Source organism: Streptomyces sp. NPDC006997, from assembly GCF_040635175.1.
Classification (GTDB): domain Bacteria; phylum Actinomycetota; class Actinomycetes; order Streptomycetales; family Streptomycetaceae; genus Streptomyces.
In genome coordinates this window covers 1-21,828 of record NZ_JBEYHH010000067.1, presented here as the reverse complement: position 1 = coordinate 21,828, position 21,828 = coordinate 1, and the positions used below count along the sequence as shown (strand labels likewise).

Below are 21,828 nucleotides of genomic sequence, written 5' to 3'. Positions count from 1 at the left end.
CCGGCTCGACATCCGCGCCCGCTATCTGCTCGATGGTGGTGTCGCTCATGAGGCGTCTCCTTGATCATCGGATCCGCCGATCATTGAACACTCCCCCGCCGGACTCGCCGTCGGCGTCGTGGGCGGCATGGTGGCGGCCGAAGTCGTCGATGAGGTGGGGGACTTCTTCGAGGGCGATGAAGGGGACTAAGGGGAAGAGGAGGACTGAGCCGCCACGGCGGGCCGGGGAGCTCGATCAGCTGCTGATGGTGCGCAGAAAGTGATCGGCGTCCTCCGGCTCGCCCAGTCGGCCGACCTCCAACCAGGAACCGTCGTGGAAGCGGAGCCGGAAGGTGGCGAACCCGCGCGGCTGGCCCGCCTCGCCCTCACACCGCACCTGGTCGAGAGGGAACTCCTCGACGACACGGAAGTCGGCGGCCCGGGTGGGCGACAGCCGGCGGCCAGGGGACGCGGCCACACAGACGCGGTCACGCCCCAGCATGACCAGCCGCTTGGGATTGGGTGAGTGGCCGTACCAGCGCAGCAGTCGCTGTCCGGCGGTCAGGTCCCAGTCGCCGTCGAAGACGCCTTTGGCGGGGTCGCGCTCGGGCCCGCTGCCGGACGCGGCGGCACGGCCGGGTCCCCGATCGGTGCGACGGGAGCGCCGATCCGGCCGCTGCCCCGACGACAGGCGGTCGATCCGCTTGCCGAGTCTGCCGACCAGCATCATCGGCACGACGACGAAGAAGAACAGCACCGCCCCGACATACAGCAGCCAGTGGTGGCCCGGCTTCAGCCGGCCCTTGCCGCGGCACGGTGAACGTCCCTGGGCGGGGCGGGTATCGGCTTGTGGATCTCGCACCAGACCAGCGCCACGGGCTCCTCCCCCAGGATCGTCCGAGCCCGTCTCCGTACCTTGCGCTTCGCCATGGCCTCGACCTCCTGGAAATCACGGGAACTTACCGGCCCGGCCGGTAGTTTCTACATTGCTGTAGACCTTATGGAAACGGAGTTCTCATGGCCCTGTGGGACCGCATCAAGGATTCCGCCACGCAGATGCAGACGCAGCTGGTGGCGAAGAAGAACGACCTCAAGAGCGGCGCCTTCCGTGACGCCAGCATGGCGATGTGCGCGCTGGTCGCCGCCGCCGACGGCACCATCGACCCCTCCGAGCGGCAGCGGGTGGCCCAGCTGATCGCCACCAACGAGGTACTGCAGAACTTCGACGCCACGGACCTGCAACGCCGCTTCGAGGAAAACCTCAACAAGCTGACCACCGACTTCGACTTCGGCAAGGTCAGTGTGTTGCAGGAGATCGCCAAGGCGAAGAAGAAGCCCGCCGAGGCGCGCGCCGTCATCCAGATCGGCATCGTCATCGGCGGCGCGGACGGCGACTTCGACAAGACCGAGCAGGCCGTCGTCCGCGAGGCGTGCTTCACCCTCGACCTGCCGCCGCACGAGTTCGACCTCTGATCACCGCGCCCCTCGCCGGGCGGAGGCTCATGCGCTCACCGCGTCCGCCCGGCACGCGCCGCCGTTCACGGCGGAACCAGGGTGACCGCCATGCGGTGGCGGGATCGTCCGCACCGGGCCCGGTGCGTGGCGGTGGCGTATGTGCTCGGCTTCCTGGGGGGACGGGTGCGCACGCGTACGCCCTGGCGGCGAACGGGGTGCACACGCCGACGACCACGCGCCGACGCCCGGGCGACTGCTGTCGCACGTACTCCGGGTGCTTGACCCGCTGCTCGCCGCCGCGGTCATGCTCGCGGACCTCGTCGGCAACGGGGTCGTCGCGCCCTGTTCGACATCTCCGCGCTGCTCACGACCCTGCCACTCCACCGGTCCTTCGAGAGCGTTCCGGCGCGGGTCACAGGGGTGTGGCCGCGTGCAGGATAAGGACCATCGTCACGGTGGAGTTCGCGGACGACATCGCCGACACCGCCGTACCCACGGCGGCCGTCCACGCCGCGAGGCCCACCGAGGTGAACAGCGACGGCCAACGACGCACCACCGGGGCGGGTTCGAGCAGGGCCGCGACCCGGCGCGGCACCGGTCCCGCCGCCGCGAACCCCGCGAGTGTGGCCACCGGGGTGCCCCGGGACACCAGGGCTGCCCTGCCGATCGCGCACGCCACGGTACGGCGGCTGCCGACCACCTGCGCCGCTTCCTCGTCCGCCCACCGCTCCGCGGTGTACGACACCGCCGTACGCAGCGGTCGCAGGAACGGGTTGGCACGCGCGGCCAGCTGGACGGCCAGGAGGAAGCGGTGGTGCCGGGCGGTCAGATGGGCCCGCTCGTGGGCGAACAGGGCGCGGCGCTCGTCCCGTTCGAGACAGTCCAGAAGGGCCCTGGTCACCACCACGCGGCAGCCTCGGCCACCGGGTAGCGCATAGGCGTAGGGGATGTCGTCAGGGAGTACGGCGATCTGTGTCGTCGGCAGTCCCGCCAGCGCGCGGTGGGCGCGGCGGCGTATCCGGCCGTGCCGCCACAGCGTCCGGCCGCACGCCACCACCACTGCGGACAGGGCGGGGATCGCCGCCTTGCCGACGATCTCGTCATACGGCACCGCCGCCCGCACCTCGGGGTCCGACCAGCCGTCGGGCAGCGGGTTCCCGGGCAGTTGGGCGGTGCCGACCACCATCACCAGCCCCAGGCCCACCGTGCTGCACACCGCCATGACAGCGGCTACCCCCGCGAGCAGCCGCGTCGCGGTACGCGGATGGAGCCGCTGCTCGGCCAGGCGCGCGACGGGCCAGGCAGTCAACGGCAGGACCAGCGGCTGGAAGACGAACACCCCCATGAGGCTTCAGCCTTCTCCTTCGGCGTTCACCCGGCCCAGCAACTCGCGCAGCAGGCGCTCGTCACCCGGCCCCAGGGACGTGACGAAACTGGCGAGGACCGCCTCCCGGTCGGTCTCGCCGTCCAGCAGCTTGCGCATCTTGTGCGCCGCCAACCCCGCCTGGTCGGACACCGGCGTCCACGCGAAGGACCGGCCCACCCGCTCCCTGGTCACCGCACTCTTGGCCAGCAGCCTGGTCAGGATCGTCATGACGGTGGTGTAGGCGAGGTCACCACCGAGCCGCTCCTGCACCCAGCCGGCGGTCGCCGGTCCGTCCGCCTCACGCAGGGCCGCCAGGACCAGCCCTTCCAACTCGCCCTGCCCCCGGCGCCGGGGGCGCTGCCGCTGGTTCGTCACACCTTCTCTCCCTTGCGCTGCGCTGACGTTCATGAGCGGTCCATCGTAGAGACCCTGGCACCGTTGGGCCCGCCAGCGAGCAGTGTGAGGCGCTCTCGCACCTCCTCTACAGGATCGTAGAAGCTACGCTGCCGAGAGGCTCCCTCCGCGGTGTGCGCAGGGACCGACGAGAGGAGCACTGAGGCATGGGTGTCATCGCATGGCTGGTCCTGGGGCTGATCGCGGGGGCCATAGCCAAGGCGGTCCTACCCGGACGCGATCCGGGCGGTCTCATCGGCACGACGGTGATCGGCATCGTCGGGGCCTTCCTGGGCGGCTGGCTGTCGGCGACGTTCCTCGACCGGCCGGTCGAGCGGGAGTTCTTCGACCTCGCCACGTGGGGATCGGCGATCGGCGGTGCGCTGGTTCTGCTGATCGGGTATCGACTGCTGTTCGGCAACTCACGCGCCTGAGCCCTCGCTTGCCCCGCTCCGTCCGCCCCACACAGACCTCACGATGTTCTACAGTGCCGTAGAGTTCTGGTGCGGGCTCCCGCACGGCGAGCCCGCCTCGGACCGGTCTGCGAGGAGGAGAGCAGCGTGGGAGTTTCCCTGGCCAAAGGCGGTAACGTCTCGCTCAGCAAGGAGGCCCCGGGTCTTACCGCGGTCCTGGTCGGACTGGGCTGGGACGTGCGCACCACGACGGGCACCGACTACGACCTCGACGCCTCCGCGCTTCTCCTGGACACCTCCGGCAGAGTGCTCTCCGACCAGCACTTCGTCTTCTACAACAACCTCAAGAGCCCGGACGGCTCGGTGGAACACGCCGGCGACAACCTCACCGGCGAGGGCGAGGGCGACGACGAGTCGGTGAAGGTGAACCTCGCCGTCGTGCCCGCCGAGGTCGACAAGATCGTGTTCCCGGTCTCCATCCACGACGCGGAGAACCGCGGCCAGAGCTTCGGCCAGGTCCGCAACGCCTTCATCCGGATCGTGAACCAGGCCGACGGCGCGGAAATCGCCCGCTACGACCTGTCCGAGGACGCCTCGACCGAGACCGCGATGGTCTTCGGCGAGCTCTACCGGCACGGCGCGGAGTGGAAGTTCCGCGCGGTCGGCCAGGGCTACGCCTCCGGGCTGGCGGGCATCGCCGCCGACTTCGGCGTGAACGTCTGACCTCTACTTTCACCACTTTCACCGGCCCCCCGGTGCACAGTCGGCCTTCCCCAGGCGGCAGGCCGCGCTGACGGCGTCCGGTGCGCACGGCACCCCGGCAGCCCCTCGACGCCGGGCCGCACGTCGGGCCCGGCGTTCGTTCGCACGAGAACGGCGGGCCGGAAGTGCGGCCAAGGCGGGGGCCAGCTCCGGCACGCCACTCGAGGCAGCGCCAACCGGAAGGGCTCTCCCCGGGTGGGTGACGCGGCCGTTCAGGAACGCGCGGGCGGCTCGTCCCGCTCGGGGGTGTCCTGTGCCTTCAGGGCCTTGGCCTCACTCTTGAAGATGCGCGCCGCTTTACCCGCCGAACGCGTCAGCTCGGGCAGCTTCTTGATGCCGAGAACCACGATGACGACGACGAGGATCAGGGCCAGTTCACTCAAGCCGAACATCAGGTCCGCTCTCTCCCGGTGGCATACGGTTGCCGACACGACGAACCGGCGACGCGACGCGATCTACAATCCTGTAGAAGTCTCTCCCGGAACCTGATCGCTCGGCAAGACCGTCTTCCGGCTGCGCACGCCGCACCCGAGAGGCCCCGACCAGTCCCTTGGCTCTCTTCGGTGCGCGGTGCGGTCGCGGGGCGGGTCCGGCCGTACCCTCGCCAGGCTCCAGCCGCGCGACCGCGTCCAGGCCGTCGTCCTCGCCTAGGAGACCGGGCTGGTCAGCCCCGCAGCCCACAGCGGCCCGCCGAACAGCGGCCCGCCCCTCGGCGCACACGACTGGATGCCAGCGCGACTGTTGAATGATGGCGCGACGGCCGGGAGTGCCAGTCCGCGGGCCGACAGGTCGCCGACCCCTCGAGCAGACCGCGTGACAGGGCCGAGGCACCTCGGAGCAGCCATCTGTGCTGGCGCTCGGCAGAACAGGGGGAGGGACGCTGGTGGACTGGTTCTGGTGGGTTCTCATCGCCTTCTGGACGGGGGGCTTCGCATGGGTGGTCGACAACGTCCGCACGGCACTACGCAACCGGCATGAGCGCAGACTGCAGTTGCTGGAGGTGGCGAAGCAGGAGCGTCTCGCCGTCGAGGCGGCGAACAGGCCGCCGGAGCCGGTGTGCGGATGCACCCACCACCTCGCCAAGCACGACGAGCAGGGCCGGTGCCACGAAGGCGTCGAGGTGCCGACGGTCTGGAACGAGAACAAGGAGCCGTCGCGCTACGAGGCCGGCCACTGCAACTGCCAGCAGTACGTGGGGCCGCAGCCTCTGTCCCAGGTGTTCGCCGAGGACTTGACGGATGGGCTTTGACCCGGAGGGGTGCAGCCTGCGACCGGATCGTCCGGCGTGAACCGACGCTCGTCATGCTGCCCCGGATAACCGTGGCGGGTGGAAGGTGGGGGCGACCGAGTCACGGACGTCGGCGACTCTGAGGGCGTCGTCCCGCCGCCGTAGGTCCGGACAGCCGGCTCGCCTCGCTCGTCATGGGCGGCGTCGGCTGGACAGGCCTGCCCTGCTGGTCGGCCGACACGGCCTCGTACGACGCCGCGCGGGCCGACGCCCCGCCTTCGAAGGCGACCGACCCACCGCTGACTCGGCGACGTGAGGGAACACCGGACTCACCACGTGCCCGGACCAGAGCGGCCGACGTCCTACTTGCTGACAGCGAAACGCATTAGGGCGTGCTCGTCACCCTGCTTGATCTTGCCCGTCACGTTGATCACTTCGAGCTTCCAACCACCGCCGACCCGTACCGCCTTGGCCACGGCGCAGCCGTTGTCCTGGGTGAGCAGGCTCGGCCAGATGTCGGCGACCTGCTGAGAGGTGCCGCCGGTCGCGTCGTAGACCTTGAAGCTGATGTTGCGCGCCTTCTGGAAGGAGCTGCCCTTCTTGTACGCGGCGGCGACGAACACGATCGACGTGATGTTGGACGGGATCCGGGCGAACTCGACGGTCACCGTCTCGTCGTCACCGTCACCGTGCCCGGTCTGGTTGTCACCGCTGTGCACCAGCGAGCCGTTGCCCATGGGGTCGAGCGAGTCGAGGCCCGCCAGACGCACCGGGTCCGACCCCTGCAAGGCGATGGCGATCAGGTCGAGGTCGGTGCCACCCTTGCGGCGCAGCTTGCCGAGCACTCCGCCGCTGCTGCCGGCGGTGGGGTCCCAGGAGACCCCGATGGACAGGTGGGTCACTCCGTCCAGGTCTGCCGGGCCGTCTTCCTTGGTGAGTGTGATCACGTGTGGCGCATCCTTGTGTGGAGAGGGACTACAACACGCAGAGTGTGCCCGGCGCCTTCACGGTTCCCTGCGGCGGGTCCGATGACCACGCGCGAATCCCCGACACTCCGTGCTGTTCCGCGTCTCGTGGAGTCACCCCAGCCAACCTGACAGCCACCTCGTGGGCCCGCCCTCATCAGATTCGGGCGGCTGGGTGACAGACAGGAATGTGATCGTGCTTTGCGGACAGGCGCACGGGGTTACCCGGAAACAGTCGGCAGGTGGGAAGCGATCTCGTACATGGCCAGCACACCGGACGCGGCAGCCGTGGAAGCGACCGAGCCGACTACGGCGGTCACGGGCCGGAGACGCACGGCCCCGGCGGCTCCGGGTCCACGCCGGGGTTTCCCGTCCGCGACGCTGCACAACAGCCGGGTCGACGCGCTGGACGGACTGCGGACCCTCGCGGTCGCGCTGGTCCTCGTCTACCACGTCGACCACACACTGGTCCCGGGCGGCTCGATCGCCGTCGACGTCTTCTTCACCCTCAGCGGCTTCGTCATCACCCGTCAGCTGCTCGCCGAGTACAGCCGCACCGGCTCCCTCACCCTGCTCTCCTTCTACCGGCGCCGTTGGCTACGTCTCGTCCCCGCCCTGCTCGCGCTGTGCACGGTCTGCATGGTGCTGGCGACGACGACCTCACTGTGGGGCTTCGACGGTTCCTGGCGAGCGGTGGGCCTCGCGGCGACCTTCCTCACGAATGTCTTCAGGGCCGCGGACTCCGGAACCTACGGCGGCCCCCTCGCTCACACCTGGTCGCTGGGCGTAGAGGAACAGTTCTATCTGCTGTGGCCGCTCCTGCTGCTGGGTCTGCTGCGCCGCCTGCGGCCCCGTACGGTCTTGACATGCACCGCCGCCCTGTGCGTGCTGCCCTTCCTGTGGCGCTGCCTCCTGTGGCACCCCGACGCGCTCCACCGCATCTACAACGGCACCGACACCCGCGCCGACGAACTGCTGGCCGGCGCCCTGGTCGCCGTAGTCCTGGCCCGCCTGCGAGCGGACGACCCGCGGCTGGCCCTGCTGCGGGTGTGGGCCGGGCGGCTCGCCTTCCCCGCCCTCACCCTGCTCGCCCTCGCGGCCTGGAAGGTGCCGGTGACCGGGAACGCCGGCATCTGGACCGCCCTTTGGTACACGGTCGGAATCCTTGGCGTGGCGGCCGTGTCGGCCACGCTCGTCGCGGGGCTGGAACTGCGGCCCGATGGCTGGCTGAACCGCCTGCTGGCGCTGGCGCCGCTCACCTGGACCGGCCGCAATCTCAGCTACGGCATCTATCTGTGGCACTACCCGGTCCTACGGTTGCTGGCCTCCCTCAATGTGAACGAAGGCCGTTTGACAGGCACGGTAGTGCTGACCGTAGCGATGGCTCTGCTGTCGTACTACTTCGTCGAACGGCCCTTCCTACGCCGCGCACACCGACACCGGGTCTGACGGCCGGACCTGTGCGAAGACAGAGACAGGGGCAACGGTCTACCGCACGATCTTCAGGAGTCCACACAACCTCCGATGATCACGCGGTGGCCGTTTCGGTGCCTGCTCCGGTCTTCAGGTGGTGCCAGGCATGCCCGCACCCGTCAGCACAGAAGCGGAGCCGCCGCCGATCATCAGCGACGCCAAGCAGTGCGACCAGTAGCCGGAATGCCTTGACCCGCTCGTCCTGCGGAAGATTGATGATCTTTGTCAGTTGCTCGGTGAGGCGTCCGCGCGTGACCAGCACGGCCGGGGTGTGGGTCGGCCGGATGCCAGCTCTGCGGATGCTCTGTGACCCGTCCTCGCTGGTTGCGCGGGCCTGGATACAGAACCCTGCCAGGTCGCGCAGGACTTCGAACCGCTCAGTGTCTCCGAGGCCCTCGAACCAGCTGACGCCCTGGGCGAGCGGACGGATGCCTTGCGCCAACTCGTTCAGGATGACCGCGCGTCCGTCCACCCCGCCTCACCTCCACAACATGCCTGGCTGCCTACCTCGCGAGGTCATCGAACCAGATCACGAAGTCGCACTGGAGTACTAGCCGCGTCCGTGCTTACGTCCGCGACCATGGTTGCGACAGCCGCACCGCTGCGGCGCCTGTGAGGCCGTCCAGGTGTTGGATGGCTGCAGCCGTAGTGGGCCGGGTGCGCGGGTCGGGTGACTCACCCGCGGGTGGCGGCATCAACGTCGCCGACGTAGACCAGCGCCGTCCTCAGCTTCTGTACCCCGGAGGGGCGTTCGTCCCACGGGAGGGCCGTTGCGGCGTCCAGCAGGGCGCGGGCGTGACGTCGTACGGCTGCGTTCTGTCCGGTCCCGGCGGGATGGGTGACCAGCTGTGCGGTCAGGTGAAGCGCGTCCTCGTTGGCCGGGTGGCGGGCGGCGCGTTCGGCTACGAGGTCGGCGTCTGTCAGCGTGGGGGTGTGCTCGGCGCTCGCCCGCATCAGGAACAGCCACAGGTCCTCGCCGAGGCTGGCGTCCGCGAAGGCGCCCGCGCCAGCGAGGGCCCCGGGCGGCAGGCCAGCCGCAAGGGCGGCGCGCCACAGGTCGGCTGCCGCGGCCAGTCGGTCGGAAGCGTCGGGCGGGAGGGGACCTTCGGTGCGCGGGGTCCGGGAGGCGATCGCGGCCAGGAGCAGGCCGACCGCCTCCACTCCCCCGGTGTCGGTGGCCAACTCGGCCCACAAGAGTCCCGGGTCGGCCAGGGAGGCGGGGTCGGCCAGGAGCACGGCTGCGGTGTGGGCGGCGGTGCCGAGCGCCGTTGCGGGGTCGGCGTCGCGCAGCGCGGCGAGGAGCTCGGCGCGGTCAAGGGCAGCGAGGACCTGACGGTCGTACGGTCCCCAACGCAGCCAGGAAGCGGCTGGCGAGGGACGGCTGGGGGTGAGGCCGTACAGCGCGGCCTGGTGTGCGGTGGCGAAGTCGGGGGCGTACCGGTGCAGGGCGGGCAGGCGCACGCCGATCGCTGTGGCCACCGCGTCCTGGTCGCCGCGCGCGGTGAGCGCGCCGGACACCGCTTCAAGGACGCCGGCGGGCATCTCCCCTTGGGTGCGGGCCTGGTGGACGGCGTACTCGAGCAGGCAACCCAGCGCCCGCACGGACGGATCCGACCCCAGCAGCGCCGCATCCTCTCCCCCGCTGTCTGTTGGTGCGGGACCGCCCGCGGGGGCGTCCTGGGCCGGGACGTCGAGGTGGGCCAGTGGGGCGGCCAGGGCGTGCAGGCGGGTCAGGATCGCCTGTTCCTGGTCGCCGGGAAGGGCGGTGTCGGTGCGCCACACGGTGGTGATTAGGTCGAACAGCGCCTGGTCGGCGAAGAATTCTGCGGCGGACCGGTCCTCGGCGGCCGCGGCGCCGGGGTCGGGGGCTGTCTCGTCGAGGCGGCGGCGCACGTCGAATACGGCGGCGACGGCGGCCGCGAGGGCGCCGTCGGGGAGGGCGCCGGGGCGGTCGGCGAGGACGGCAGCCTCGGCGAGGTAGAACGCGCCGAGTTCCGGCAGCTGCAGGACGGCCAGGATGGCGGGCACGTCGGCCGTCCAGGCGGCTGGGTCGGCGGCGACGAGGCGGTGCAGGACCATCGCGTAGCCGTCGGCGCCGACGTCCTCGGCTGCGGCCAGAACGGCAGCGGCCGCCGCCGGACCGCGGGCGGCGGCCACCTCAGCCAGGTCCTCGGCGTCCAGCACCGTGGTCTCCTTGACCGGCTCCAGCACGGGCGCGGTGCGCGGGTCGGACGGGCCGACGGGCTGAAGACGGCGCACCGCGGCCAGTACCGGTTCCCAGCCGGCCAGCAATCGCGCGGGCAGGACGGGCGACCAGTACCACACCCGCATCCACGAGGCGAGCGGCTCGGCCCTCCCGTCGATTTGCTCGGCGTCGGCGGGCAGGACCTCGGCCACCAGGGCAGCGGACGGTGGGGTGCCGAACGCCAGGTGAGCCGTACTCCCTCGTGCTCCGGTCTTTCGTCAAACCGTTCTTCGTAAGGCACGCCCTGGGACTGCTGACGGCCCACGACGTATGCGGTCGGCCTACGTTCATGCCCGGAGCGTTGGGTCCATACCGCTGCGGCATCTGACGTAGGCAAGGTGTGTTCGAGTCCCCCAGGGGGAGAGACAAGGCACCTTGCTGGGGAGTTGATGGCGTACTGCACAGGCCAGGGGGATTTCGACGATGGAACCGATGACGTACACCGTGGTCACACTGGGGCCCTCCGGGGCGGGAAAGACCGTCTATCTGGCAGCGCTGTGGCAGGTACTGAGGCTTCAGCACGAGCGTCTGTGCTGCTACCTCACGCTCGATGACCCGGTCGCCGAGCGTCGGCTGCACACCACCTACCAGCAGGTGGCCGGTCCGGGCGAATGGCCGCTGCCCACCGACGGCCGGGAGTTTCCCGAGTGGGTCTTCTCGGTCAAGGTGAGCAACCAGTACGGGCAGTTCACCGCCATGCGCGTGCGGTACATCGACTACGCCGGCGACCGGTTGACGGACCCCCAGGAGGGCAGCGCCGAGCAGCAGCGGCTGGACGATACGCTCCGCAGGGCCCACGCGTCGCTGGGGCTCCTGGACGGCCGCAAGGTGCTGGAGATGATGCGGGGCAACGCCGACTTCCTGGACCAAGACATGGCCCGGGTCTTCGGCCTGCTGCAGGACTGCAGCGGCCCCATTCACTTCGTCATCACCAAGTGGGACCTACTCGAGGGGCACTACTCGCTGAAACAGGTCCGCGAACTGCTCCTAAAGCACCCTGACTTCCGGGCTCTGGCCATGGGCCGCCAGAACTGGAGTGCAGCCGGTATGCCTGTGCCACCGGGGCGTATCCGGTTAATCCCGATCAGTTCGGTCGGCCGCAACTTCGCCGTCCTCGGCGCGGACGGAGCGATGCACAAGAGAGCCAACGCCCGGCCGCACCCGCTCAACGTAGACGTCGGTTTCGCGGCGGTACTGCCCGATCTACTGGCCAGCGCCGTCTCCGCCATGCGCGAGCAGGAAAGACAGCAACGCCGACAGAGGCGCGAAGCCGCCCGTGCCGAACGAGACGCCCAGGGTGTCGGCCTCCTGCGCACGGCCACCGACGCGATTGCCACCCAGACGGCCGCCCTGCTGTCATCCACTGGATTTCAGGTACCGGTGCATGCACTCGCGGCGTTCCTGGTGGCCGGCGTGGAGAGTGCGACCGACCTGGTCAAGCTGCCGCCGAACGAGGTACGCAAAGCGCGACGGCTGCAGAAAACCTTCCGTAAACGCAGTGTCAACGCGGTCCGGGACAATGTCGCCGCAGCGCAGTTCATCACCCACAGAATGGTCGATCTGCTCGTGGAGTTCGAGAGGAGTCCCGAGAACGATGGCACCAACCTCAGTTGACCCGGACGAGCACGCCTTCTGGCCGTTCCTGATCAGCCGTGGCCGGACCGTTACCTACCGGGTGGTGGTCGCCCCCGACTTCCTCTGCGAGGCCAGACTCACCGGTGTGCTGTGGGATCTGGCCGGCGGGGAGCCTACCGGGCCGGGTCAGGCTCGCTGCCGGGTGGTGAGTAGCGCCCGGACCGGGGACTTCGTGATCATGTTCCGGGTCCTTCTGGCCGACTCCGTCGCGCACACCACACTCGGAACCCCTGGCCGGGACGAGCATGGACGCCTCATCCCTGTCATCACCGGAACGGTCGAACGCGGAAACACCTTCGTCCCGGAAACGCGCGCGGGAGTACTCGACGAGGGATACAACTACTGCCTGCCCGCCCTGCGCACGTTCTGGAACGCCGACCGCGCGGTGCCGCCCCAGCCGGCCCGCGCGTTCCACTCCGCCCGGCGTGCGGGAGCAGCCCTCGCCTGGGAAGAACTGCCCGCGTACCGGGTGCCGTACGACGATGCCGGTCGAGGCGCTCCGGATCACGACAGCGGCGAACGTGACACGGCGACGGAGCCAGAAGTGGGTGGCGCGGGCGGCGGGCCACCATCGGACCGGTCCCCTCGGCACCATCGAGGTCGGCAGATCGCGGCCGGGCTGGTCGCGGGCGCAGCGGCCGGCTGGGCGGCCATCACACGTCGGAACGGCAAGTGACCGACCAGAGGAGGGCAGCCCGTTGACGCAGACACTCCACGATCTCCGTCCAAGGCGATACTCTGTTCCGCACGACGGGCATGAGCACGAATACGCCTGCGTCCGCTGCCCGGCCTTGATCGTCACCCTGGGCGAGAAGTCCCGCCTGGAAGAGATCCGCGACAACCTCAAAGACAGGATCGCCGAAGCCGATCGCGAGAGATGGTTCGGTGAAGGCGAAGGACCATCCACCACCAGCCTCGCCGCCGCCGAAGACAAGATCGGCCAGATCGAAGCCCAGCAAGAGAGGAAGCAATCCCCCGTCTTCCTGGGCCTACCCAGCCTCGCCAAGCTCACCGCGCGCACCAGCAAAGCCACCAGGTAACGGCCGAGGGCACGGGGCAGGGACTGTTGCGTGATCACGTTTCGTCCGGAGTGCCGTGCTGGCCCGTCCTTGGAGGGGACGTCCCGGTTCGGGCAGGGGGCGGACGCGGTGCAGGCACGGTCTCAGAGGGCGGAATGAGAGTACATAGGAGTTTTGTCGTCACCTGAACGTGTGGCGGTGGGGCATCCCGGCCGGCCGGTGGTCATTGGCATGTTGGGCTGGTCGCCGTGAGCGAGCGCAAGCCCTACAAGACCGACGTGAGCGACGAGCAGTGGGCGCTGGTCGAGCCGGTGATCGCCGCGTGGAAGGCCGCGCATCCCTCGGTCAGCGGCCATCAGGGCCGATACGAGATGCGGGAGATCGTCAACGCGCTGCTCTACCAGGGCCGGACCGGTTGCCAGTGGGAGCTGCTCCCGCACGACTTTCCGCCGCCCGGCGCGGTGAAGTACTACTTCTACACCTGGCGTGACGACGGCATCGATCAGACCATTCATGACCTGCTGCGCTGGCAAGTGCGGGAAATGGCTCGCCGGAAGGCGGACCCGAGCCTGATGGTGCTCGATACCCAGAGCGTGCACGCGGCGGCCGGAGTGCCCGCGCAGACGACGGGGCGTGACGCGGCAAAAAAGTACCGGGCCGCAAGCGCGGCCTGGCCGTTGACGTGTTGGGGCTGGTGATCGCGGTGGTCGTTGCGGCCGCGTCGGTGCACGAGAACGCCGTCGGCATCGCGCTGCTGGACAAGGTCGCCGCCGACACCGACACCGTGGAGAAGGCCCTGGTCGACCAGGGCTTCAAGAACACCGTCGTCGCGCACGGTCAGAAGGTGGGCATCGAGGTGGAGGTCGTGGAGCGCAACCCCGCGCAGACCGGGTTCGTTCCCCAGGCCAAGCGGTGGGTGGTGGAGCGCGCGTATGGGATCTTGATGCTGCACCGCAGGCTGGTGCGTGACTACGAGCATCTGCCCCGCAGTTCGGAGTCGCGGGTGTACTGGGCGATGACCGCGGTGATACTGCACCGGCTGACCGGGGCGACCGTGCCGGCCTGGCGCAGCGCATGACCGGCGGAGAGCTGACGCTCGGCGCGGTACTGGCGCGGCTGGAGGAGCGGGAACGGGAGATCACCGCGCAGGCCGAGACGATGCGGGAACACATCACGCAGCTGACCGCGCAGCTCGACGAACTCGGCCGGGCCGCCGAGGAAGTTCGAGTCACCCGCAAAACACTGCTGGAGCTGCCCGACCCCGGACCGCCCGCGCCGCCGGCACCGAAGCTGCCGGATCATCCGGCCTACCAGCAGATCATGGCGGTGCTCACCGCGGCCGACCACCCGCTGCGGGCCCGGCAGGTGTGCGAGGCGATGGACCTGACGGTCGCGCCCAACAACATCAACAACGTCCGCCTGAAGCTCAAGCGGCTGACCGACCGCGGGATCCTGGCCGAGACCGAGCCAGGCTTGTTCACCCAGCCCCGGCCGTATTCGACCGACAGCGCCACAACCTGCCCGCTTGTCCCGCACGAAACGAAGAATCGGACATCAGGCCTCATACCGCCCTCTGAGGACGAAGGCCGGTGGTGTCCCGCCAAGTGGTGTAGAGCCATCCGGACCGCGCCGGCCCGAGCGACCTGCGATCGTTGGTACGGCCGAAGCCTGCGCCGCTGTGTGAGCTAGTCAGGGCGGCACGGGCCGCCCGGCCCTCCGCTGACGGGCAGAACCCGGCCGCGATCTGCGAAGCTGCAACGGCCGTGCGGCTACACCACTTGGCGGAACGCCACCCCGGACGACCGTCGTCCCGCAGAGGGCACAGACGAGGAGCTCCGGGCCCGGAAGGGCCTTTGCGGGTTTCCCGTGGGGCCCCCTGCGCGAGGGGACCGGAGAGCGATCCGCCGGCGGTGCCCAACCTCCGTGTCGCCGACGCCTCCGTGCTGGCGGCCAACGCCCACCTGCCCGTCCTCGCCGTGGCCGAGCCGCTGGCCGAGGCCGCGCGCACCCAGGGTCCGGAGGATGACGGTGACCGGGCATCCGGACGTCCGCGACGTGCACCTGCTGTACGGCTGCACGGGTGGCCGCGAAAACTGGGGCGCCCGTCGCTGGACGGCCGCGACCTCACGCGGGAAGAAGAGGCACGTCTGCGCCTGGAGGAGGCACGGCGGCGTGGGTGGAGGAAGATGCTCGCCGGGGGCGTGAGCGGGGGGAGCGGGAGCGCCAGGGCCTGAAGGCGGCTTCTCCCGGCACACCTCGATGAAGGACAAGGCCGTCGTGAGGTGTCGACCTGACCGTCCAGCTCTCTCCGAGTAAGCGCGCTCCACCCCAGGCAGGCGGACCGCCCTCGGCTCGCGCGGGACCTCCTCCCGGCCACGTGGGACCGTCCGGCAAGAACGGCCGTGGGTACCGCGCGATGGCGGCAGCCCACCGGGATGATCCGTCAATTCCCCTGCGGGCGGGGCGGACCGGGTGCGGTGGCTGGTCACGGGGTGTTCCGCCGACCGGAGGCCCGCGGTGATCACCGTATGGAGCAGACCTCCCGGCGCGGCGTGCTCGCCGCCCTCGCGACCACAGCCGACGGAACGGCCCGAATCACAGCGCGCCCGCCTTGAGCAGGCGCGGCGACACCTGCTCAGCAGGTCGCCCCCGCCAGTTGGGCCGGTGCCACGCGCTCTCGCCGCGATCACTCCGTGCGCCGGGCAGCCTCGGATGGCGCGCCACCACGCGCCGCGCATCCGTCCGCCACCGCGAGGCGGAGCCCTGCCCCGGGCATGCTGCACACTGTGCGGGTGCGCTCGGGAGTTGACACCGCTCTGAGCGGCTTCGATCACATCACCGACTCCGCCACCGATGGCTCGGGACCGCTTGACCACCATCAGCGAGCACGCCTCCACGGTCGTAAACGACAGGAGCAACCCGGTCACTGCTGGTGCCTGCTGGTCGACATGATGTAGCCGATCGTTTAAGGGCTCGCCTGCGCGCCCGCCTGAAAAGGTTCCCGAGCCGAGCGCCGCACGGGAGGATGGTTTTCACTAGGGGAGGCCGCGCCAGGGCAGGGGGATGAGCATGGACAGCGGGCTGATCGCGTTAGGCGCGGCCGTGGTCGGTGTGGCCGGGACGCTGCTTGCGACGGTGGTGTCGCAGCGGATGCTGGCACGGGTACAGGCGGCGCAGTTCGACCGGGAACAGCGCAACGCCCACACGCAGTGGCTGCGGGACCAGGAGCTGGCAGACCTGTCCCGTCGGCGCGACTGCTACACGGCGGCCAACGCCGCGTACCGCCGCTACCGGATTGCCCTCATGAACTTCCTGTGGGCGGTCCACCGGGCGCAGGCCACCGCAGTGGACCGGGCGGCAGTCGAGGAAGCCAGGAGCGGTCACCACACCGCCTTCGCGGAGACGCAGATGATCGCCTCCGCTGACGTGCTCGCGGAACTGGACCTGATGACGAAGGCCATCGCGGGCGCCCATGCCCGCACGATGCGGCTCGCGGACGGGGTTCCCGAGCCGGACGGCTCGTTCGAGCAGATTCATGCTGAGCTACTTATGATCACTAAGCGGTGGGTGGGCATGCGCAGCGCGATGCGGTCCGACCTCGGCCTGGCCCCCGCCCTGCACGGCACCGACCCGAATCCATCTGACTGCCTGCCCCCGGCGTCGGGGCCAGGGCCCGGCCCGGCGTCGATACCACAGGCCGTGTCCGGTCCCACCCCGGGAGGGCCGGCGGGCCCGTACCCGGTGGCTTGAGGAGTACGCGGGTGTCGGGGCCCGGTTCAGTGTGGTGAAGCCCCTGGTCTTCCGGTACTGCTCGATGTCGCTCGGCGCCTCTGTCAGAGGGCGACTGTCGCGCGTGAGGGAGGCGTGCGCGGTGAGGCACCGCCTCTTTCACCGGGTGAGGGCGGTCCGGCCGGTGTCCCCGTACAGCTGCTCCAGTCCGATCAGGAGGACATCGCCGCGGCGGGCGGCTTCGCGTTCGAGGTCGGGCCAGAAGCCGTAGAGGGAGAACAGGGCCAGGCGGGTGTCGTCGGTGTGATGGCCCTGGCGGGTGAGAAGGGCCTTGATGTGGTCGAGACGCTCGAGGTCCTTCAGGCCGCGGCGGGCGGTGGTGGCCTTGGCCTCGCCGATGAGCTGGAGGGTGCGGTGAGCCTGCTGCGGGGACTCGCCGCCTGCCAGCATCAGGACGTCGACCTCATGTCTCACACGGGCCGAGGGGTCGGGGACCTCGGTGCGGCCGGTCCAGCCGAAGTCCAGGCCGTCGGTCTCGTCGGGGGCCCACAGTCGGGTCCAGGCGCGGGCGACCTCTTCGAAGTGCGGGCCGAGAACCTGTGACTGGAAGGCGGGCCGGGCTCGCTGCCAGGCCTGTTCCGTGCGGCCAGCGTCGATGAGGGGGGTCTGGGCGACGGTGACGGCCTGGTTGAAGCGGATCATCTGGTCCGGGACGGTGTACGAGGGGGAGCGCCGCTTGAGCAGGTCGGCGTCCTTGGCCACGTACCCGGCGGCTTCCAGAATGCCAAGGGCGTGCGCGGTGGCCGAGCGCTCCTTGCCGATACGGCCGCCGATCTCGGCCGGGGTGGTCGCGCCGCCGACGATGGCTTCGAGCAGCGGGTAGTACACCGAACGCTGGTCCAGGCGCGGATCCTCACGCAGCAGGTACTCCGTCTCCGTACGGGAGTACAGCGGATGACCGGGCGTGAGCAGTGCGTCGACGGCGAAGGCGTCGAAGTCCTCCGGGCTCTGCGGGGCCTCCCGCTCGGCCATGACCTGGTAGCCGGGCACGCCGCCGCATACCGCGTGCACGAGCAGGGCGGTGTGCGGGTCGTCGATCCGCCAGAAGGCGCGCGTGGCGCGCAGGTCGAAGGGCCGCAGCCGCATGTCCAGGCTGGCACGGCCGCGCAACGGGTGCTGACCCGACAGCAGTTCGTGCATCACCGACAGCGCTGACCCGCACAGCACCAGCGCACCGCGCAGCGCCTCCCGGCCCGCCGAGGCCTCATAGCGCGCGTCGTCGTACAGCGACTGCAGCACGCCGGGCAGTTCAGGGGAATGGCGCAGCAGGTAGGGAAACTCGTCCAGGACCACCAGCGGCGCTGGCTGTCCCGGCTCGGCCGAGAACAGCAACCGCAGGATGCCTGCCCAGTCGTCACCGAGCTGCAGCACCCCGGCGGGCAGCCCGCGTGCCGCGGCGATCGCCTCGACGATCCGCCGCTGGGCGGCGGCCCGGCTGTCCTCCTGCACGGCCAGCAGGTAGGTGCCGCCCGTCTCCTCGGTCAGCGCACGCAGCAGGAACGACTTGCCCAGCCGGCGCCGCCCGGAGACCACACCGATCCGCAGGGAGCCGTTGTCGTGGTGCGCGAAGCGGGCGAGCTGGGCCCACTCGGCGTCACGGAAGCGGACGTGGGGAGGGGGTTTCGTCCCGGTCATGGCGCGACTCTCCATGCCTGTATAAGTGAATTTCGATTCACTATATATGCCCTGTAGGACGTCCGCGCGGGGTCCGAGAGGTGATCGGGGGAGGGCGGGGCCCGGCAGGAGACGGAAATGGTGGCAAGCTTCGCTCTCAGCAGGTCCTGCGTCCGGCCGACGGGCCCTGCTGGAACACGGCGTGGGCTCTGGGAAGGGTGCGGGGGCTCGATGCCTCCCTTGCTGATCGTTTCAGAGGCCGGCGCGTCCTTCGTAGCGGGTGCGGAGTCGTTTGCACTGGTGCAGCCATGCGAAGGCGCACTCGACCAGCCAACGCGCCCGCCCCGTCCTGAGCCGTGGGCGGCACCGCGTCGGGCGGTCATGGACTTGATGCCGTGGGCCGACGGACGCGTAGCGGGCATCCTCGCCTTCGGGGCCGTCGGCGTTTCACTGGCGGAAGCCCCACGGGTCTGCCGCAGCGGCGTCCAGGGACGCTGGAACATCGCCGCTGAGGGACGACTCCACCCGCCCCTTGGGCCGACGTGGGCGGCACCATGCGCAGCAGCCATCCACCATGGGGCGGGTGGCTGGAGTCCGACTCCAGCCACAGCTGTCAGGAGAGCTCGGCGATGAGCTCTTCGGCGACCTTGGCAGCCCGCTCGCCCTCTGCGGACCGGGAACCCTCGACACATACCGCCACGGCGACCGGCCGCCCGCCCTCTCCCTCCGCGTGTGCAATGAACCACGAGGTACCGGACCCGTTTTGACCGTCGGCGACCCACGCGGACGTGCCGCTGGCCCCGGACCCCGTCCCACCCCCGAGCACCGACCGCAGCGCTTCGGCCGTACGGCGGGAGACGGCCTGCCCGGCCCGGCCACCCGGTGCCTTGGGCTTCAGGGTGGTGCCGTCGGCCTTCACCACCCGCTCCACCATCTGCGGGGCCACCAGCCGCCCCCCGCCCGCGATCACGGCCGCGACCCTGGCCATCTGCAACGGGGTCGCCCGGACGTCTCCGCCCCCGATACCCGTCAGCGCCGCCTCCGGGGCCGGTACGTCCCCCTGGGGGTAGCTGCTTGTGGATGCCTTCACCGGCACGGTCAGCGTGTCGTCGTTGAAGCCGAACTTCTCCGCCGTCGCCCGGAGTCGGTCCGCGCCGAGGTCAGCGGCCATCTTGACGAAGACGTTGTCGCAGGAGGAGCGCAACGCCTCCCTGATCGAGGCGCCCTCGCAGTAGGCAGACCCGCCGGTCACACGGGTGACGGTCTGGGGGAGGACATAGGTGAGCGGGCTGCTGGTTCTCTCGTCCACCGTCTCGTACAGCCCGGCCTCCAGCGCGGCCGCCGCAACGACGACGCTGAAGGTCCCGCCCGGGGAGCCGACCCGCCGCAGCACCTGGTTGCGCAGGGGCGCGCGCTCGTCAGCGTGGACCGTCCTCCACGCTTTCGCGTCGGCCGGCCGCTGTCCGCTGAACGCCGCTGGGTCGTACGAGGGGGTACTGACCATCGCGAGAATCTTCCCGGACTCGGCGTCGAGAGCCACCGCGGCGCCCCGCCGGTCGCCCAGCGCGTCGAACGCGGCCTTCTGGGCACCGGGGTCGATCGTCGTGGCGACGTCACCCGATGCGCTACCGGATGCGTTCGCGGCCAGTACGTCGTCGTACACGGCTTCCAGTCCCGCGCTGCCGTACATCATCGTCCGATAGCCGGTGACCGACGCGTAGACCGCGCCGTCGGAGTAAGTGCGCTGGTAGGGCACCTTCTTGTTGCCAGAGGCCTTCGACCCTGTGACAGCCCTGCCGCCGACGAGAATGTCGCCGAGACCACGGTGCGACGGCGGCCGGGAGGCGGACTGCGAGCCGGGTGCGCTGCTGTGCTTGTCGTCGCCGGTGTCGGTGGGTGAGCCGCCCTTGCCGCAGCCGGTCGACAGAGCGGCCAGCGTGGCGAGAACACCCGAGACGCCGAGCGCCCCCCTGATCATCGAGTGCATGGAGGACAGCGTAGAGAACAGCCCGCCATCAGTGACACAGGTGTTGTGGCTTCCCCGGTCCGAACCGACGTGCTCTGTGTCAGGATCCACGCAGGGCGCCCGAGTCCGACGTGTTCGGGAGCGGGCGAACCAGTGGACGAGTTCCTGCAGGGCATACTTCAGCCCGACCACGTGGGGGAACTCGCCCTCACGGCGTTCCTGCTCTTCGTCCTTGTGACCTCCTGGCTGGGCACCATCAGGTCGACCATGGCGCTTGCCCGCCGGCTGGGCCGGACGGCGCGCGAGGCCCGGGTCCGGCTGACGGAGATGTCCTCGACGCAGGTCGGGGTGGCCGTGGGCCTGTCGACCCTGCTGGTGGCGGTCCTGTGCGGCTGGCTGCTCGGCGTGCTCGTCATCGGGAACCTGACCACGCTCGCGTACGCGCAGGACGGCCACCGGCTCCTGGAACCGGAGACACAGAACGCGATGTCGCTCCGTGGAGAGCCCGATACTCGGAGACGGGTACGCCGGGTGCGGCGAGCGGCACGGAGAAACGGACCGGTGGCAACATCGGCACCGCGCTCCGTGCCGACTCAACAGGCTCCCCAGGCGCGTACCGCATGACGATTCCGTACCGCAACGATCAAGAACCGTCACGGGCACCGGACTCCATAATTTCAACCTGAGCAAACGGAAAACGGGTCACGCTTGAAGGTGAACCAAGCCACGCGGCACACTTCTTTCGTGGACAACTTGCTACATTCCACGCAGCGGCCCGAACCGGATTTCGGGCCGTTCGCCAGGAGCCATAGGAAGGTCTTGCAGAGCCACAGGTCCGGGGTAAAAGGCAGAGCTACCAGGACCTGCCATTTCTTCGCCAACGAGCCAGCGCCAGAGCCACTCAGCGAAGCCCATCGAATACTCAAAAAATTCACCCTCCCCATTCTCAACAAACAGGGAACCCGACCCAGAGTTGCCGCGGAGAGCATAGAATAGAGTCTCGCCACGATCTGTGGCGGTGAGTGGAATCAAGCCGTCCGGAGTTCCGAAAGAGAGATTCTGGGTTCCGAGGGAAATGGTGGGATCACCCTCAACTTCCCCGGGGCTCAGGCCGATACGGGACCAGGCATCAGACGTTCGGTGAATCCACTCACCCAGATTCCATCGCTTGGTTGCAGGGTGCTTGAGAGATAGATGCCCATTGATCAGGACGGGCGCATACCAGTCCACGATCTTCTTGAAATCTGCCGGTAGGTTTACACCCAGCGCACCCTCAAGAGTGCTCCAGGAAGCTGCTCGCTCGTACCGCCTGAGCGGCTCACCCAGCATGGCCGATACTTTGTCCAGGTACCCGTCCACTTTTTCTATCACCTCCGCGGGCAGTTCGCACTACCTCTCATAGTGCCACCTGTCGGCAACTGGGTAATTACACAGTGAGCCTTTTCCAACCTCACTCTGAGCTGGTCAGATGAAGGGTGAGGACGGCTTGGATGAGGCTGGTGATCCGGGTGGTCGAGCACCGCAGT

Annotated in this window: 22 protein-coding genes and 2 pseudogenes; 13 read left to right on the top strand and 11 right to left on the bottom strand. The window is 69.6% G+C overall.

Translation table 11 applies throughout. From position 1 onward, the window contains the following. Positions 1-235: 235 nt before the first annotated feature. Entirely contained in the window at positions 236-841 is a 606-nt protein-coding gene (locus ABZ659_RS34850; protein WP_360228692.1) for a hypothetical protein, read from the bottom strand. Positions 842-996: 155 nt separating this feature from the next. On the opposite strand from ABZ659_RS34850, the gene ABZ659_RS34845 reads away from it, so the two are divergent. Continuing rightward, a complete protein-coding gene (locus ABZ659_RS34845) occupies positions 997-1,452 on the top strand; it encodes a TerB family tellurite resistance protein (protein WP_360228689.1) in 456 nt (151 codons plus the stop codon). A 394-nt stretch (positions 1,453-1,846) separates the two neighbouring features. Here the strand turns inward: ABZ659_RS34845 and ABZ659_RS34840 are convergent, their stop codons facing one another. After that, positions 1,847-2,779 carry a M56 family metallopeptidase gene (locus ABZ659_RS34840; protein WP_360228686.1) on the bottom strand — a complete coding sequence of 311 codons (933 nt, stop codon included), beginning with the start codon at positions 2,777-2,779 and terminating at the stop codon, positions 1,847-1,849. A gap of 6 nt (positions 2,780-2,785) precedes the next feature. Further along, a complete protein-coding gene (locus ABZ659_RS34835) occupies positions 2,786-3,175 on the bottom strand; it encodes a BlaI/MecI/CopY family transcriptional regulator (protein ID WP_360228683.1) in 390 nt (129 codons plus the stop codon). Positions 3,176-3,360: 185 nt separating this feature from the next. On the opposite strand from ABZ659_RS34835, the gene ABZ659_RS34830 reads away from it, so the two are divergent. After that, the gene (locus ABZ659_RS34830; RefSeq protein ID WP_360228680.1) at positions 3,361-3,627 is read left to right on the top strand and encodes a GlsB/YeaQ/YmgE family stress response membrane protein; all 267 of its coding nucleotides are present in this window, start codon (positions 3,361-3,363) and stop codon (positions 3,625-3,627) included. A gap of 126 nt (positions 3,628-3,753) precedes the next feature. Continuing rightward, positions 3,754-4,329: a TerD family protein gene (locus ABZ659_RS34825; RefSeq protein ID WP_360228677.1), complete on the top strand. Its 576-nt coding sequence runs from the start codon at positions 3,754-3,756 to the stop codon at positions 4,327-4,329. A gap of 251 nt (positions 4,330-4,580) precedes the next feature. On the opposite strand, the gene ABZ659_RS34820 is transcribed toward ABZ659_RS34825, so the two are convergent. Further along, positions 4,581-4,760: a twin-arginine translocase TatA/TatE family subunit gene (locus ABZ659_RS34820; RefSeq protein ID WP_360228674.1), complete on the bottom strand. Its 180-nt coding sequence runs from the start codon at positions 4,758-4,760 to the stop codon at positions 4,581-4,583. A 491-nt stretch (positions 4,761-5,251) separates the two neighbouring features. On the opposite strand from ABZ659_RS34820, the gene ABZ659_RS34815 reads away from it, so the two are divergent. Further along, complete coding sequence (locus ABZ659_RS34815) at positions 5,252-5,617, top strand: hypothetical protein (protein WP_360228671.1); 366 nt, start codon at positions 5,252-5,254, stop codon at positions 5,615-5,617. Positions 5,618-5,958: 341 nt separating this feature from the next. On the opposite strand, the gene ABZ659_RS34810 is transcribed toward ABZ659_RS34815, so the two are convergent. Next, positions 5,959-6,543 carry a TerD family protein gene (locus ABZ659_RS34810; RefSeq protein ID WP_360228668.1) on the bottom strand — a complete coding sequence of 195 codons (585 nt, stop codon included), beginning with the start codon at positions 6,541-6,543 and terminating at the stop codon, positions 5,959-5,961. 279 nt (positions 6,544-6,822) lie between these two features. Between ABZ659_RS34810 and ABZ659_RS34805 the strand changes: the two genes are divergently transcribed. Beyond that, positions 6,823-8,010 (top strand): acyltransferase, encoded by a 1,188-nt coding sequence (locus ABZ659_RS34805; protein WP_360228665.1) that lies wholly within the window; start codon positions 6,823-6,825, stop codon positions 8,008-8,010. A 79-nt stretch (positions 8,011-8,089) separates the two neighbouring features. Here the strand turns inward: ABZ659_RS34805 and ABZ659_RS34800 are convergent, their stop codons facing one another. Together ABZ659_RS34800 and ABZ659_RS34795 are read right to left on the bottom strand one after the other, a co-directional pair. Further along, positions 8,090-8,506 (bottom strand): DUF5958 family protein, encoded by a 417-nt coding sequence (locus tag ABZ659_RS34800; protein ID WP_360228662.1) that lies wholly within the window; start codon positions 8,504-8,506, stop codon positions 8,090-8,092. A 203-nt stretch (positions 8,507-8,709) separates the two neighbouring features. Further along, positions 8,710-10,431 carry a hypothetical protein gene (locus tag ABZ659_RS34795; RefSeq protein ID WP_360228659.1) on the bottom strand — a complete coding sequence of 574 codons (1,722 nt, stop codon included), beginning with the start codon at positions 10,429-10,431 and terminating at the stop codon, positions 8,710-8,712. A 280-nt stretch (positions 10,432-10,711) separates the two neighbouring features. Between ABZ659_RS34795 and ABZ659_RS34790 the strand changes: the two genes are divergently transcribed. From ABZ659_RS34790 to ABZ659_RS34760, 7 genes and pseudogenes are all read left to right on the top strand, one after another. Beyond that, positions 10,712-11,893 carry a hypothetical protein gene (locus ABZ659_RS34790; RefSeq protein WP_360228656.1) on the top strand — a complete coding sequence of 394 codons (1,182 nt, stop codon included), beginning with the start codon at positions 10,712-10,714 and terminating at the stop codon, positions 11,891-11,893. Further along, entirely contained in the window at positions 11,874-12,590 is a 717-nt protein-coding gene (locus tag ABZ659_RS34785; RefSeq protein ID WP_360228653.1) for a hypothetical protein, read from the top strand. Before ABZ659_RS34790 ends, ABZ659_RS34785 begins: the two co-directional genes overlap by 20 nt. A gap of 115 nt (positions 12,591-12,705) precedes the next feature. Continuing rightward, positions 12,706-12,954 carry a hypothetical protein gene (locus ABZ659_RS34780; protein WP_360228650.1) on the top strand — a complete coding sequence of 83 codons (249 nt, stop codon included), beginning with the start codon at positions 12,706-12,708 and terminating at the stop codon, positions 12,952-12,954. 227 nt (positions 12,955-13,181) lie between these two features. Next, positions 13,182-14,011 (top strand): annotated as a pseudogene (locus tag ABZ659_RS34775) (IS5 family transposase). Beyond that, a complete protein-coding gene (locus ABZ659_RS34770) occupies positions 14,008-14,622 on the top strand; it encodes a hypothetical protein (RefSeq protein ID WP_360228647.1) in 615 nt (204 codons plus the stop codon). Before ABZ659_RS34775 ends, ABZ659_RS34770 begins: the two are co-directional and overlap by 4 nt. Before the next feature lie 221 nt (positions 14,623-14,843). Next, the gene (locus ABZ659_RS34765) at positions 14,844-15,167 is read left to right on the top strand and encodes a hypothetical protein (RefSeq protein WP_360228644.1); all 324 of its coding nucleotides are present in this window, start codon (positions 14,844-14,846) and stop codon (positions 15,165-15,167) included. Between the two features lie 835 nt (positions 15,168-16,002). After that, on the top strand, positions 16,003-16,683 hold the full coding sequence (locus ABZ659_RS34760) for a hypothetical protein (protein ID WP_360228641.1): 681 nt from the start codon (positions 16,003-16,005) through the stop codon (positions 16,681-16,683). A 138-nt stretch (positions 16,684-16,821) separates the two neighbouring features. On the opposite strand, the gene ABZ659_RS34755 is transcribed toward ABZ659_RS34760, so the two are convergent. From ABZ659_RS34755 to ABZ659_RS34745, 3 genes and pseudogenes are all read right to left on the bottom strand, one after another. Then, on the bottom strand, positions 16,822-18,357 hold the full coding sequence (locus tag ABZ659_RS34755; protein WP_360228638.1) for an ATP-binding protein: 1,536 nt from the start codon (positions 18,355-18,357) through the stop codon (positions 16,822-16,824). A gap of 231 nt (positions 18,358-18,588) precedes the next feature. Then, positions 18,589-18,713: pseudogene (locus ABZ659_RS34750) on the bottom strand (transposase); the annotation flags it as partial. 236 nt (positions 18,714-18,949) lie between these two features. Further along, complete coding sequence (locus ABZ659_RS34745) at positions 18,950-20,323, bottom strand: penicillin-binding transpeptidase domain-containing protein (protein WP_360228635.1); 1,374 nt, start codon at positions 20,321-20,323, stop codon at positions 18,950-18,952. A 132-nt stretch (positions 20,324-20,455) separates the two neighbouring features. On the opposite strand from ABZ659_RS34745, the gene ABZ659_RS34740 reads away from it, so the two are divergent. Further along, positions 20,456-20,926 carry a hypothetical protein gene (locus tag ABZ659_RS34740; protein ID WP_360228632.1) on the top strand — a complete coding sequence of 157 codons (471 nt, stop codon included), beginning with the start codon at positions 20,456-20,458 and terminating at the stop codon, positions 20,924-20,926. A 132-nt stretch (positions 20,927-21,058) separates the two neighbouring features. Here the strand turns inward: ABZ659_RS34740 and ABZ659_RS34735 are convergent, their stop codons facing one another. Then, the gene (locus tag ABZ659_RS34735; RefSeq protein WP_360228629.1) at positions 21,059-21,661 is read right to left on the bottom strand and encodes an SMI1/KNR4 family protein; all 603 of its coding nucleotides are present in this window, start codon (positions 21,659-21,661) and stop codon (positions 21,059-21,061) included. Positions 21,662-21,828 lie beyond the last annotated feature (167 nt).

What these genes read in the sequence shown, in the direction of transcription:
- ABZ659_RS34845 (WP_360228689.1), top strand. Translation starts at nt 997, where the DNA reads ATGGCCCTGTGGGACCGCATCAAGGATTCCGCCACGCAGATGCAGACG.
- ABZ659_RS34840 (WP_360228686.1), bottom strand. Translation starts at nt 2,779, where the DNA reads ATGGGGGTGTTCGTCTTCCAGCCGCTGGTCCTGCCGTTGACTGCCTGG.
- ABZ659_RS34830 (WP_360228680.1), top strand. Translation starts at nt 3,361, where the DNA reads ATGGGTGTCATCGCATGGCTGGTCCTGGGGCTGATCGCGGGGGCCATA.
- ABZ659_RS34820 (WP_360228674.1), bottom strand. Translation starts at nt 4,760, where the DNA reads ATGTTCGGCTTGAGTGAACTGGCCCTGATCCTCGTCGTCGTCATCGTG.
- ABZ659_RS34805 (WP_360228665.1), top strand. Translation starts at nt 6,823, where the DNA reads ATGGCCAGCACACCGGACGCGGCAGCCGTGGAAGCGACCGAGCCGACT.
- ABZ659_RS34790 (WP_360228656.1), top strand. Translation starts at nt 10,712, where the DNA reads ATGACGTACACCGTGGTCACACTGGGGCCCTCCGGGGCGGGAAAGACC.
- ABZ659_RS34785 (WP_360228653.1), top strand. Translation starts at nt 11,874, where the DNA reads ATGGCACCAACCTCAGTTGACCCGGACGAGCACGCCTTCTGGCCGTTC.
- ABZ659_RS34770 (WP_360228647.1), top strand. Translation starts at nt 14,008, where the DNA reads ATGACCGGCGGAGAGCTGACGCTCGGCGCGGTACTGGCGCGGCTGGAG.
- ABZ659_RS34760 (WP_360228641.1), top strand. Translation starts at nt 16,003, where the DNA reads ATGGACAGCGGGCTGATCGCGTTAGGCGCGGCCGTGGTCGGTGTGGCC.
- ABZ659_RS34755 (WP_360228638.1), bottom strand. Translation starts at nt 18,357, where the DNA reads ATGACCGGGACGAAACCCCCTCCCCACGTCCGCTTCCGTGACGCCGAG.
- ABZ659_RS34745 (WP_360228635.1), bottom strand. Translation starts at nt 20,323, where the DNA reads ATGCACTCGATGATCAGGGGGGCGCTCGGCGTCTCGGGTGTTCTCGCC.